Source organism: Phaeobacter sp. JH20_37 (assembly GCF_048056015.1).
GTDB lineage: Bacteria > Pseudomonadota > Alphaproteobacteria > Rhodobacterales > Rhodobacteraceae > Phaeobacter > Phaeobacter bryozoorum.
Map to the genome: position 1 here is coordinate 396,669 of NZ_JAYMWW010000013.1, position 13,198 is coordinate 409,866.

10 protein-coding genes and 1 tRNA gene are annotated in these 13,198 nt (G+C 64.9%); 6 read left to right on the forward strand and 5 right to left on the reverse strand.

Annotation, left to right across the window (positions count from 1 at the left end; all coding sequences use genetic code 11):
- Positions 1 to 47 precede the first annotated feature (47 nt).
- From VWZ87_RS06720 to VWZ87_RS06745, 6 genes are all read left to right on the forward strand, one after another.
- On the forward strand, positions 48 to 197 hold the full coding sequence (locus VWZ87_RS06720) for a hypothetical protein (RefSeq protein WP_340545428.1): 150 nt from the start codon (positions 48 to 50) through the stop codon (positions 195 to 197).
- Positions 187 to 1,935, forward strand: coding sequence for a hypothetical protein (locus VWZ87_RS06725; RefSeq protein ID WP_416536943.1), 1,749 nt, complete (start codon positions 187 to 189; stop codon positions 1,933 to 1,935). Before VWZ87_RS06720 ends, VWZ87_RS06725 begins: the two co-directional genes overlap by 11 nt.
- A gap of 24 nt (positions 1,936 to 1,959) precedes the next feature.
- Positions 1,960 to 2,967: a site-specific tyrosine recombinase XerD gene (locus VWZ87_RS06730; protein ID WP_416536053.1), complete on the forward strand. Its 1,008-nt coding sequence runs from the start codon at positions 1,960 to 1,962 to the stop codon at positions 2,965 to 2,967.
- 95 nt (positions 2,968 to 3,062) lie between these two features.
- Positions 3,063 to 4,373, forward strand: coding sequence for an HlyC/CorC family transporter (locus VWZ87_RS06735; protein ID WP_340545425.1), 1,311 nt, complete (start codon positions 3,063 to 3,065; stop codon positions 4,371 to 4,373).
- 188 nt (positions 4,374 to 4,561) lie between these two features.
- Positions 4,562 to 6,979 (forward strand): GcvT family protein, encoded by a 2,418-nt coding sequence (locus tag VWZ87_RS06740; protein ID WP_416536055.1) that lies wholly within the window; start codon positions 4,562 to 4,564, stop codon positions 6,977 to 6,979.
- A 245-nt stretch (positions 6,980 to 7,224) separates the two neighbouring features.
- Complete coding sequence (locus tag VWZ87_RS06745) at positions 7,225 to 7,887, forward strand: nucleotidyltransferase family protein (RefSeq protein WP_416536057.1); 663 nt, start codon at positions 7,225 to 7,227, stop codon at positions 7,885 to 7,887.
- Between the two features lie 9 nt (positions 7,888 to 7,896).
- Here the strand turns inward: VWZ87_RS06745 and VWZ87_RS06750 are convergent, their stop codons facing one another.
- The 5 genes from VWZ87_RS06750 to VWZ87_RS06770 all read right to left on the reverse strand — a co-directional run bounded on the left by VWZ87_RS06750 (position 7,897) and on the right by VWZ87_RS06770 (position 13,145).
- Complete coding sequence (locus tag VWZ87_RS06750; protein WP_416536059.1) at positions 7,897 to 8,496, reverse strand: Hint domain-containing protein; 600 nt, start codon at positions 8,494 to 8,496, stop codon at positions 7,897 to 7,899.
- 516 nt (positions 8,497 to 9,012) lie between these two features.
- Positions 9,013 to 10,449: a xylulokinase gene (xylB, locus tag VWZ87_RS06755; protein ID WP_416536061.1), complete on the reverse strand. Its 1,437-nt coding sequence runs from the start codon at positions 10,447 to 10,449 to the stop codon at positions 9,013 to 9,015.
- Between the two features lie 39 nt (positions 10,450 to 10,488).
- Positions 10,489 to 11,793, reverse strand: coding sequence for a xylose isomerase (xylA, locus tag VWZ87_RS06760; protein ID WP_416536063.1), 1,305 nt, complete (start codon positions 11,791 to 11,793; stop codon positions 10,489 to 10,491).
- 2 nt (positions 11,794 to 11,795) lie between these two features.
- Positions 11,796 to 12,860 carry a LacI family DNA-binding transcriptional regulator gene (locus VWZ87_RS06765; protein ID WP_416536065.1) on the reverse strand — a complete coding sequence of 355 codons (1,065 nt, stop codon included), beginning with the start codon at positions 12,858 to 12,860 and terminating at the stop codon, positions 11,796 to 11,798.
- Positions 12,861 to 13,055: 195 nt separating this feature from the next.
- A tRNA-Ser gene (locus tag VWZ87_RS06770) sits at positions 13,056 to 13,145 on the reverse strand.
- Positions 13,146 to 13,198 lie beyond the last annotated feature (53 nt).

Sequence of the window (13,198 nt, forward strand, 5' to 3'; positions counted from 1 at the left end):
CATATATAACTTGCACAAAAGCCAAAGAAGCAGTCAGCGGGACACCCATGGGGCGATTGATCAAATACCTACTTTATTTAGTTATACTGGCAGCGATCGGATTGGTGATCTATGCCTATGTCGGGCCGTGGTTCGGGGCGGATTTCGACGCCCCCACCTCCGAGGTCCGCAAACCGGTGGTTCTGAATGCCGACTAGAAAACGGCGCGGTGAGTCGGCCCCTGCGCGCTCTCCCTCGGGCAGAGAATGCGAGGCCGCCCCCGCCCTGATCACCCAGCGACTGGCGCAGATCGCGTCTCTGACCCGCCCCCTGACGCTGAGCCTCGGGGTGGCGGTCGGCGTTGGCCTTGCCGCTTCGGCCCCGGCACAATCGCACGCGACCACGCGCCCCCCCGCACCCGCTGCCACCCCCCCATCAACCACGCCCCCCGCGGCCAAGACGCCGCGACCGGGCAGCCGGGCCGCAAAACCGGATGATCCGCTCGCCGCCATCGACTGGCTGGCCACGCCGGCGCCGGATGCAGGGCTGCCCGGCACCGTTCTGCTGGAACCACCCGTTGCCGGGTCTGCCCAACGCCCCGAGGTCACCGTGACGCCGCTCGCCAGCCTTGTTGCGCCCGTCGGCCTTGTCAAACCCGCCTCCACCGGACTGCCTGTCGACCTGTGGCGCGGCAGCAGCGCCGAGGAGCTGGCCACCCTGCTGGCCGCCGTGCCTGTGCGCAACTCCCCGGCGATGCAGTCGCTGATGTTCACCCTGCTGCTGTCGGAAACCCGCCCGCCTGCCGAGGGCGGCGAGACGCTGCTGCTGGCGCGGCTGGACCGGCTGATGGATCTTGGCGCCCCGGACCCGGCGCAGGCCCTGGCCGAACAGGCAGGCCCCACCCGCAGCACCGCCCGGTTCAAGCGCTGGTTCGGCGCCACCCTGCTGACCGGTGACGAGCAGACCGCCTGCCGTGCCCTGCAGGAACAGCCGCATCTGGCGCCCGATTACGCCGCCCGCATCTTCTGCGCCGCCCGGCTCGGCGACTGGCCGACCGCCGCGCTGCTGCTGGAGGCCGCCCATGCGCTTGAACTGGTCGACAGTCGCCAGCTCGATCTTCTGGACCGCTTCCTCAACCCCGATGTGTTCGAGGATGCCGCCCCCCTGCGAGCGCCCAAATCGCCGGATCCGCTGACCTTCCGCCTGTATGAAACCATCGGAGAACGCCGCCCGACCGCCAATCTGCCCCGCGCGTTTGCAGCGGCAGATCTGCGCGATATCGCCGGCTGGAAGGCGCAGCTGGAAGCGGCTGAACGGCTGACCCGCATCGGCGCGCTGAACCCCAATCATCTGCTGGGTCTCTACTCCGAACGCGCGCCCGCGGCGTCCGGCGGCATCTGGGACCGGGTTGCGGCGCTGCAACGCTTTGAAACCGCACTCGAAACCGGCAGCGCCGAGGCCGTCAGCAAGACCCTGCCAAAGGTCTGGCAGGCCATGCGCACCGCTGAGATCGAAACCGCCTTTGCCGATCTTTTTGCCGACCGGCTGGCGCGGATCCCGCTGGAGGGCAGCGCCGCACAGCTGGCCTGGCGCATCCGCCTGCTGGCCCCGACCTATGAAACCGCCTCCCACAGCCTGCCGGATCTGAAGGGCCACGCCGCATTTGTCGCGGCGGTGGCGCAGGGCGTGCCCACGGCCGAGCTGGCACATAGCGGTCTTGAGCAGGCGATCGCCGCCGCCTTTGCCCCCGAAAGTGCTGCCCCCCGCAAGCTTCAGCGCCTGCTGGACAATGGCCAGCTCGGCGAATCGATCCTGCGCGCGATGCAGCTCTTTGCCCAGGGCGCCGAGGGCAATCTCGGCGATCTCACCGATGCGCTGGCAACCTTCCGCGCCGTCGGACTCGAGGATACCGCCCGCCGCGCCGCCTTGCAGCTGCTGCTGCTGAACCGTCGCTAGGCCCGCCGCCATGGCCCCTCCCCGATGAGCAGCCCCGCCCATGCCCCGCAGGATGATCTGCAATGGATCTCCACCTTTCTGGATGCGCAGGCCGCCGATCTCGGTGCGGCGCGCAACACCTTGCTGGCCTATGGCCGCGATCTGAAGGATGTCGCCAGCTGGCTTGCCCATAAAAACCTCGGTTTTGGCAGGGCCTCCCGCGATGATATCGAGGCCTATCTGATCTCCTGCGACGCCGAAGGGCTGGCCCGCGCCACCCGCGCCCGCCGCCTCTCCGCGATCAAGCAGATCTACCGCTTTGCGTTTGACGAAGGCTGGCGCAGCGACAATCCCGCGATCCAGATCAAGGGGCCGGGACGCCAGAAGGCGCTGCCCAAGACCCTTGAGGTGATCGAGGTCGACCGGCTGCTCTATGCCGCCCGCCAGTCTGGCCGCAGCACCGCCGACCGGCTGCGCAACACCTGCCTGATGGAGCTGCTCTATGCAACCGGCATGCGGGTGAGCGAGCTGGTTGGCCTGCCGGTGGCGGCCGCGCGGGGCGATCCGCGCATGTTGCTGGTGCTGGGCAAGGGCGGCAAGGAACGCATGGTGCCGCTGTCGCCGCCGGCCCGCGATGCGCTGGCGGCCTGGCTTACCGCGCGCGACACCGCTGAGGAGGCCGCCGTAGCCAAAGGGGCCGCCCCCTCGCGTTTCCTGTTCCCGTCGCGTGGCAAATCCGGCCATCTGACCCGGCATCGGTTCTATCTGCTGATCAAGGAATTTGCCGTCGCCGGGGGCATCGCACCCGAAGCGGTGTCGCCCCATACCCTCCGCCACGCCTTTGCCACGCATCTTCTGACCAATGGCGCCGATCTGCGGGCGATCCAGGCACTGCTTGGCCATGCCGATATTGCCACCACCGAGATCTACACCCATGTGCTGGACGCCCGGCTGAGCGAGCTGGTGCTGGACCATCACCCGCTGGCCCGCCCTGCCGGGGCTGCCGATCACCCCGCCCCACCGGGTAAAACCGACCTGTCGGGAACAGAATAGCTCCCGCACGGCGCGAGCGTGCCACCTCCCCCCTTGCGACAGAGCGGTCGGCACCCCATAACCATGGGGATCACAACATTTCTTTCGGGACTCTGATGGACAGCACCACGACCTTTGTCGATTCCACCTTCTGGACCACCGCCGGCGCAATTGTCTTCCTGCTGGTTCTGTCGGGGTTTTTCTCTGGCTCCGAGACCGCATTGACAGCCTCTTCGCGGGGCAAGCTGCGTTCGCAGGCCGACAAGGGCTCCAACGGCGCCAAACGTGCACTGGCGATCACCGAAGACAGCGAACGGCTGATCGGCTCGATCCTCTTGGGCAACAACCTGGTGAATATCCTCGCCACCTCGCTGGCCACCGCGCTGTTCACCCGCGCCTTGGGCGAAAGCGGTGTCGCGCTGGCCACCCTCGTCATGACCCTTCTGGTGCTGATCTTTGCCGAGGTCCTGCCCAAGACCTACGCCATCTCCAATGCCGAGAAAGCCGCCGCCGCCGTTGCCCCTCCGATTGGCATATTGGTCACGTTGCTGGCCCCCGTGGTGGGGGCCGTCCGCCTTCTGGTGCGCGGTGTGCTGCGCCTGTTTGGCGTACGCATCGACCCCAACAGCCACATCATGGCCGTCCGCGAGGAAATCGCCGGCGCCCTGCACCTTGGCCACTCCGAAGGTGTGGTCGAAAAGGAAGACCGCGACCGGATCCTTGGCGCCCTTGATCTCTCCGACCGCTTTGTCGAGGAAATCATGCTGCACCGCTCCAATATCGAGATGATCGACGCCAGCCTTGAGCCACAGAAGATCCTCGAACAATGTCTGACCTCGCCGCACACCCGCCTGCCGGTGTTCAAGGACGAGCCGGAGAACATCATAGGCGTGCTCCATGCCAAGGATCTTCTGCGGGAGATGTACGCCCAGATCGGCGGCCCCGACGGCGATGCCGCCTCGCTGCGCAACTTCAATATCACCAGCGTGACCAAACCGCCCTATTTCGTCCCGGAAACCACCACACTGGATGAACAGATGCGCCAGTTCCTGCGCGCCCGCACCCATTTTGCGCTGGTGGTCGATGAATACGGCACCCTGCAGGGCCTGATCACCCTGGAAGACATCCTTGAGGAAATCGTCGGCGAGATCACCGATGAATTCGACCCGGATGAGGAAACCGTGGTGAAGAAAACCAGCGACGGCAACTACCTGGTCGATGGCGCCACCACCATTCGCGATCTCAACCGCGCAACCGATTGGTCGCTGCCCGATGACGAGGCCAACACCATCGCCGGTCTGGTCATTCACGAGGCGCAGACAATCCCCGTCGTGGGGCAGGTCTTTTCCTTCCATAATTTCCGCTTTGAGGTCACCGCCCGCGACGGCAACCGCGTGACGGAGCTGAAAATCCGCCCGCTGCAATAACGCAACCGCGCCCCCGCATCATCAGGCCGCCGCCCCACCGGGTGGCGGCTTTTTTTGATGCAGCGCCCCACGGCTGACGCCCGGTTCGTCCTTGCAGCGCTCAATCCCGACGGCTGATGTCGCGTTTTTGCTGGACTACTGAACACATCTGTCCAGAATAACCGCAAACAGCCAGTGGGGGATGCAAGATGAAGACGACAACACGGGTAGCGGTGATCGGTGGCGGCGTTGTGGGGTGCTCGGTGCTCTATCACCTGACCAAGCTCGGCTGGTCCGATGTCCTGCTGCTGGAACGCTCGGAGCTGACCTCAGGCTCCACCTGGCACGCGGCGGGCGGCTTCCATACGCTGAACGGCGACACCAACATGGCGGCGCTGCAGGGCTACACCATCAAGCTCTACAAGGAGCTGGAGGAGATCACCGGCATGTCCTGCGGGTTGCACCATGTCGGCGGCGTCACCCTCGCGGACAACCAGGAACGTTTCGACATGCTGAAGGCGGAGCGCGCCAAGCACCGGTTCATGGGGCTGGAAACCGAGATCATCTCTCCCGAGGAGATCAAGAAAATCGCCCCGGTCACCAATATCGACGGCATCATCGGCGGTTTGTATGACCCGCTCGATGGCCACCTCGACCCCTCCGGCACCACCCACGCCTATGCCCGCGCCGCGCGCATGGGCGGCGCCACGATTGAAACCCACTGCAAGGTGATCGAGACCAGCCAGCGCCCCGATGGCAGCTGGGATGTGGTCACAGACAAGGGCACAGTGCACGCCGAACATATCGTCAACGCCGGCGGCCTCTGGGCGCGCGAGGTGGGCGCCATGGCAGGCATCTACATGCCCCTGCACCCGATGGAGCATCAATATATCGTCACCGACGAGGTGCCGGAGATCGCCGAAATCATCAATGCAGGGGGCGAGCATCCGCATGTGATGGACCCGGCCGGCGAAAGCTACCTCCGTCAGGAAGGCCGCGGCCTCTGCATCGGCTTCTATGAACAGCCCTGCAAACCCTGGGCCGTCGATGGCACGCCATGGGACTTCGGCCATGAACTGCTGCCCGATGATTTCGACAAGATCGAGGACAGCATCGCCTTCGCCTACAAACGCTTCCCGGCGCTCGAACGCGCAGGCGTCAAATCGGTGATCCACGGCCCCTTCACCTTTGCCCCCGACGGTAACCCGCTGGTCGGCCCGGTGCCGGGGATGCGCAACTACTGGTCAGCCTGCGCCGTCATGGCCGGCTTTAGCCAGGGCGGCGGCGTCGGGTTGATGCTGGCGCAATGGATGGTCGAGGGCGAATGCGAGCGCGATACATTCGCAATGGACTGCGCCCGTTTCGGCGGCTGGATCACTCCGGGCTATACTCGGCCCAAAGTTATTGAAAACTATCAGAAACGCTTCTCCATCGCCTACCCGAACGAGGAGCTGCCTGGCGCCCGCCCGTTCCGCAGCACCCCGATGTATGACATCTTCGATGGCATGGGCGCGGTCTGGGGCGCGCAATACGGGCTGGAGGTGCCGAACTACTTCGCCACAGGCGACGAGCCGCGCTATGAAACCCCCTCCTTCCGCCGCTCCAACGCATTCACGGCCACCGCACGCGAAGTGAAAGCCGTGCGTGAAAACGTCGGTATCAACGAGGTCCACAATTTCGGCAAATACCTGGTCAAAGGCGCCGGCGCCCGCGCCTGGCTCGACCTCATCATGGCCGGTCGGGTGCCACAGCCGGGCCGCCTGTCGCTGACCCCGATGCTGTCGCCCAAGGGTCGCCTGATCGGTGATTTCACCATCTCCTGCCTCTCCGAGGAAGAGTTCCAGCTCACCGCCTCTTACGGCGCGCAGGCCTACCATATGCGCTGGTTCCTGCAGAACCTGGACGCGGGCGTTCAGCTGGAAAACATCTCCGACACCCGCACAGGCTTCCAGATCGCAGGCCCCCGCGCGCGCGCGGTCCTGCAAGCCTGCACAAGGCAAGACATCTCGGACATGCGCTTCATGGAGGTGCGCCGCCTGACCGTGGGCATGGCCGACTGCATCGTGCAGCGGGTCAGCTATACCGGGGATCTGGGCTATGAAATCTACTGCGACCTGCCCAGCCAGCGTGCCCTGTGGGATGCGCTGTGGAATGCAGGCCAGCCGCACGGCATGAAACCCTTTGGCATGCGGGCGATGATGTCGCTCAGGCTCGACAGGTTCTTCGGCTCCTGGCTGCGCGAGTTCTCCCCCGATTACACGGCGGCGGAAACAGGCCTCGACCGCTTTATCTCCTTCAAGAAACCCGTTGATTTCATTGGCCGCCCCGCGGCTGAAGCCGGACGCGACACACCGCCAGCCCGCCGGCTCTGCGCCTTTGAAGTGGAGGCTGACGACGCAGATGTGACCGCCTATGAGCCGATCTGGCTGGACGGCGCAGTTGTGGGCTTCTGCACCTCCGGCGGCTACTCCCACCACGCGCAGAAATCCATCGCACTCGGCTTTGTCCCCACGGACCGCGCTCAGGACGGGCTCGAGGTCGAGATCGAGATCCTCGGCAAGATGCACAAGGCCCGACTGATCACCAGGCCGCTGTTTGATGCCGACGGCGCCCGGATGCGCGGCTGACAGCAGCAGGCGAGTCAATATTTCTGACCCGTCTCCCCCACTGTTGCCATGTCGGCGCGCGCCGGGCCGCCGCTTTCGCGCAACAGATGGGTCCTGCCCCGGCCCCAATGTTTCGCACGCGAAACATTACGTCAGCCTCACTGACCTGCCCTGTCACTTTTGCTGGACCCCTCTCCTCTTCTGGCCCTAAATATCCCCGCCGGAGGCTTCCGACAGCGCGGCACCACGCCAGGGAGGCGACAGATATGACCGCCATCGCCATTCTGATCCTCGCTGCCGGCAGCGCCTCGCGGATGCGCGGGCGTGACAAATTGCTGGAGGAGATCGACGGAACACCGCTTCTGGCCCGGATCTGCGGGGCGGCCCTTGGCACCGGGCAGGACACCTATGTCACCTTGCCAGCCGCACGGCACCCAAGAATCCAGCTGCTCAGCCGCGCCTGCCCCGCTGCAACAGCGCTCTTTGTGCCGGACGCGCAGGAGGGCATGGCCGCCTCCATTCGCTCAGGCATCGCAGGTCTGACCAAGAGCTACGAGGCGGTGATGATCCTGCCTGCCGATATGCCGGAGGTGACGCAAGCCGATCTGGCGCAGGTCGCGGGCAGCGCTATGGCGCTGCCAGACCGGATCCTGCGCGCGACCGGGACAGCAACCGGTGCAGCCACAGGCTCAATCACCGGGGCGCAGGAGCGGTTTGGACATCCGGTGGTCTTTCCCCGCCGGTATTTCGCCGCGCTCGGCCAGCTCAGCGGCGATCAGGGTGCCCGCGCGGTTCTAAAGGCTGCACAGGATCAGGGAGAGACCATTCACCCGGTGCCGCTGCCCGAGGCCCATGCGCTCACCGATCTGGACACGCCCGAGGCGTGGACGGCCTGGCGCCGCGCGCGAACGACATTCAAAAGCGATTAGGCCACAGGGCTAGTGGATGAACCACTGCGCCCCCGCCTTGCACCCCGGCCGTCGGCGTGACGGCTGCGCAGGGGGCGCACCGGGCACCGGCGGCCGTGTCTGCAACTCGGGAAACAGCATCAGCACCTCATCGCGCTGGGCGCGATCCAACCCGCGCTGGGACTGGTCGGCAGGCTGAAAACACTCGATCCACGCCCCGTCGGCACAGACCACCTGATGGTCCTCACAGACAAAATGCAGATATTCGATGCTGGTGGTCTCTACCGCATCGACCCCGGACAATCCGGTCAGATGTTTGGCCGCGACCAGTATCTCGCGATTCTCGAAATAAAACGCAGTCTTGTCATTGCCGATCAGCACCCGATGGCTCGGGCTGAGCAGCAGATCCCGCTCCGGCATCCCATTGCCAAGCGACCCTGCCGCGATCAGCACCGGTTGCAGATGTGCCGCCGCCTGCAGGGCGCTGCGATCCAGCCTCCGCCGCCCGATCCAGCGAATGGGCTGCAGACCATTGTCACGGGTCACCACACGGTCCCCGACGCTCAGATCCTCGACAGCGCAGCTCCCCTGAGGGGTCGCAACAGTTGTTCCGGGCGTAAAGCAAGGCACGTCATGATCTCCGTCCCAAAGCCCGACCACCCCGGTCGCACAGCCGTGCAACCGGTCCCTAGCCTGCCTTGGTATTGCAAAGGGGCGCCACACCTCGGGGTACAGCTTTGAAGAGAGCGCCACTCATCCTGTGGCAGCATGAGATTACCCTACGCGGGCAAATCTGCCTAAAAAAGAACAAAATCTTAATCAGCGTGCATCCGCCGGCCCGACCGACCGGTGATCCCGTCCCCAGAGGCCGGGGATTGTTTCCGGTCTGACCGCCGTCACCGGGCGATCCCGCAGAATCTGCCGTCACCGCCGCGAAACAACCGCCGTTTGTCGCCATCCTGCAAACAATGGCAGATCATCAGAGCGCACAGCCGCCCTCTGTCAGATCCATCACGCGAACCGCTGGGCGCAGGGGTTGTCCCACGGCGCGCAACAATGGGGAGAATTTTAGACAACTTGTCGCCACCGCGGGCTGATTCACGATTCGCCCGGCCCCGTGACGCCGCCTGAGGCGCCGACCAGCGCTCAGATCATGTCGCTGACCTGCTGGCGAAAGGTTGCATAGGCTGCGTCAAAACCATCGCGCAGGGCAGCATCGGGGGTGACCGTGCGCGCGATCTGCGGCGCGGTCAGAACCTCGGCGGGATCCTCACCTGTCACCGCCAGCCGGGCCAGTCGCGCCGCACCAAGCGCGGCGCCGAACTCACCCCCCTGCGGGAGATGCAGCGGCAGGTCCAGCACCGTGGCCAGCAGCTTGACCCAATAGGGTGATCTGCTGCCGCCGCCGATGACCAGACAGCTGTCCAACTCAGCGCCGGTGCTGCGCAGCGCCGCCAGACAGTCGCGCAGCCCGTAGCAGACACCCTCCATCACCGCGCGGGCCATATCCTCGGGCGTGGTCGCGACCGACAGCCCCTGAAACCCACCGCGCAGGCTTGCCGAGTTATGCGGCGTGCGCTCCCCGGAGAGATAGGGAAGGAATGTCACCTCGCCGGGGGGGCGCAGCTGATCGCCAAGACCTGCTGTCAGATCCGCAGGGCTGCGTCCGGTGATCCGTCCCAGCCAGTTCAGGCAATCGGTGGCCGAGAGCATCACCCCCATCTGATACCAGCGCTCCGGGATCGCGTGACAGAAGGTATGCACCGCCGTTGCCGGATCCGGGTGGAACCCGTCGCGCGCGGTCAGCACCACACCGGAGGTGCCAAGCGAGACAAACCCCTGCCCCGGTGCCATCACCCCGGTGCCACAGGCCGCAGCGGCATTGTCGCCTGCGCCACCGGCCACGGTCACGTCTTTGCCAAATCCCCAGCGCGCGGCCAGTTCGGGACGCAGGATACCACCAGGCTCGCAGCCCTCGACCAGATCCGGCATTTGATCGCGCCGCATGCGACCCGCGCGCAGCAGGGGCTCCGACCAGACCCGCGCCCCCACATCCAGCCAGGAGGTGCCTGCGCTGTCGGACATGTCGGCCACGTGGCGCCCGGTCAGATGCAGGTTCAGATAGGCAGCAGGCAGCAGGACCTTGGCCGTATTGGCAAAAATCTCCGGCTCGTGGCGCTGCACCCACAAAAGTTTCGGCGCGGTGAACCCCGGAAAGACGATATTGCCGCTCAGATCGCGGACCTTCGCTGTAGCGTCCAGCTCAGCCGCCTCAGCGGCGGAACGGGTGTCGTTCCACAGGATGCAGGGCCGCAGCACCTGATCGGCGCCGTCCAGCAGCACCGCACCGTGCATATGCCCTGCCACTGCAATGCCGCATATCTGACCATAGCCGGGGGTATCCCGCAGCTGGTCCATCGCGCGATCCAGCGCGGTGATCCAGTCGCCGGGATCCTGTTCCGACCAGCCGGGATGGGGGGTCTGCACGCAATACTGCGCCTCAGCCGAGGCGACGGGCCTGCCCGCCGCATCGGTCATCAGCGCGCGTAGCCCCGATGTGCCGAGATCAATGCCAAGATACATATCTGTGCCCTCTCCCCATTACGCCATGGTTCCGCCGCCTCAGACGAAACGGTTGACCAGCGCCTCCAGCTGTTCCTGACGGCCAGAGACCGGCTGCGGATCAAGCGCCCTGGCCTCGGCCTGATCGGCGATGGCCTCCAGCGTTGCGCCCTCGGCCAGATAGGCCTGCGCCTCGGCAGTGGTCCAACCGGCGTAACGGTCGCGGCGCTTGGCCTCGAGGCTATCACTTTCCAGCATGGCAGCGGCGGCGCGTAGCCCCCGCGCGCAGACGTCCATGGCCCCCACATGGGCCGCGATCAGATCCTCGGCATCCAGCGACTGACGGCGCAGCTTGGCATCGAAATTGGTGCCGCCGCTGGTAAAGCCACCGCCGCGCAGAATTTCATAATAGGCCAGCGCCACCTCGGGCACGTTGTTGGGGAACTGATCGGTGTCCCAGCCGGACTGGTAGTCGTTGCGGTTCATGTCGATGGAGCCAAAGATCCCCAGCGCGTTGGCCATGGCGATCTCATGTTCAAAGCTGTGACCGGCGAGGATCGCGTGACCCTGTTCAATGTTCACCTTCACCTCCTCCTCAAGACCAAAGCGTTTGAGGAAGCCGTAAACGGTGGCAACGTCATAGTCATATTGATGTTTGGTCGGCTCCTGCGGCTTTGGCTCGATCAGGATCGCGCCTTTGAAGCCGATCTTGTGTTTGTAATCGACCACCATCGACAGGAAACGGCCCATCTGCTCCAGCTCGCGCGACAGATCGGTGTTGAGCAGGGTTTCATAGCCCTCGCGTCCGCCCCAAAGGACATAGTTCTCGCCGTTCAGACGATGGGTCAGATCCATGCAGGCGCGCACGGTGGAGGCGCAATAGGCAAAGACATCCGGGTCGGGGTTGGTGCTGGCACCGGCCATATAGCGGCGGTTGGAGAACATATTGGCCGTCCCCCATAGAAGTTTCGGGCCACCATCTGCCATTTTCTGTTCCAGCAGATCGCCCATCTGGTTCAGGCGTTTGTGGCTTTCGGCGAGGCTTGCGCCTTCTGGCCGGATATCGTGGTCGTGGAAACAGTAGTACGGCACGCCGAGGATGCGGAACATGTCAAAGGCGGCCTCCGCCTTCATGCGCGCCAGATCCATGGTATCGGCGGGGAACCACGGCCGATCAAAGGTCTGCCCGCCAAAGGGGTCGTTCCCCTCCCAAACAAAGTTGTGCCAGTAGCAGACGGCAAAGCGCAGGTGGTCTTCCATCCGTTTGCCCATGATCATTTCATCGGGGTTGTAGTGGCGATAGGCCAGCCCGTCGCCATCTGGATTGTAGGTGATTGCTGCGATGTCGTCGAAATAGCCAGCCATGGTCAGGCCCTCTCTTCTGGCCCGACCGCAGGCTGCGGGGGCATGTTGTGTTTGAAATGGACGGCGGGAATGATCTGCGCGGTCAGCGGGTCGAACGGCAGCCCGTCGCTGAGCGCGACAAGGGCCGCTAGGGCGGCGGTGATTTCCTGCGCCGGTTTCTGGTCGATCACCGCATCAATAAGGCCCTGCGCCACGGCATCGCGGGTCGCGGCGCAGAGTTCGTGGCTGATCACCACCGGAGGGTGCGGCCGTGCCGTCGCTGACAGGGCCGCGACCAGCCCCGGAATGCCGGCACCCAGATTGTAGACCCCGGTAATGTCGGGGTTTGCATCAAGCGCGCGGCGCAGCGCCTGTTCCAGCACATCGGGGTCGTCGCCGGTCTCCAGCGGTGGCAGCACCGGCAGACCGGGCGAGACCACATCGCAGAACCCGGCGTAGCGGTCGGCATGATCGCGGGCGCTGAGACTGCCGGTGATGGGAAGGATCCGGCCCCGCCCTTCGGAGGCCGCTCCGCTATGGGCCAGCACCATCAGGTCGCCTGCGGTGCGACCTGCGGTCCGGTTGTCGATCCCCACATAGGCATCCCGCGTGGTTTCCGGGCTGTCGGCGACCAGTGTGACCACGGCAACACCCCTGGCCCGCAGGCTGGTCAGCGCGGCCTCAACCTGCGGATCCTCCACCGCCACAAGGCAGAGACCGTCGTAATCCCCGGCGGCGCAGTTTTCGATCGCCCGCACCAGCGCCGCCGCATCAAAGGCAGGCACATGGGTGATGGTGATCTGCTGGCGCGCCTGCGCGCGGCGGGTCTGTTCGCTTTGGACATGCTCATGCAGCCGGGCAAAGAAGCCCTCCCCCGCCATCGGCAGCAGAAAGGCAAACCGGTAGCGGCGACGGCGTGACAGATTGGCGGCGGTGATATCGCGCTGATAGCCCAGCTCGGCAATGGCGGCGCGCACCCGGTCCTGCGATTTTTTCGCCACCCCGCCGCGATTGTTCAGCACCCGGTCCGCCGTGGCGTAGCTGACCCCGGCCGCAGCAGCGACATCATGTAGGGTTGGTTTTCCCATCCTTGCAACCCATCTGTTTCCGGCAGTTTTGACAGACGTATATCATTTTCTGATAGACGTCTATCATTTTGTCGATCAAGCCGCGGTCGCCACGATCTGACAGGTGGCTGATGGATCACGGGGGCAAGGTCTGAAACGCAAAAAGCCACCACATGCTGTGGCGGCTGTCATAAAACCATCTTGGTCTAGATGTTATGGCGGAGAGACAGGGATTCGAACCCTGGAGACGGTTCCCCGCCTACACACTTTCCAGGCGTGCGCCTTCGACCACTCGGCCACCTCTCCGTTGGGCGGACTTTTGACGGATCACGGAAGCAATTGCAAGAGCGAAAACAGCA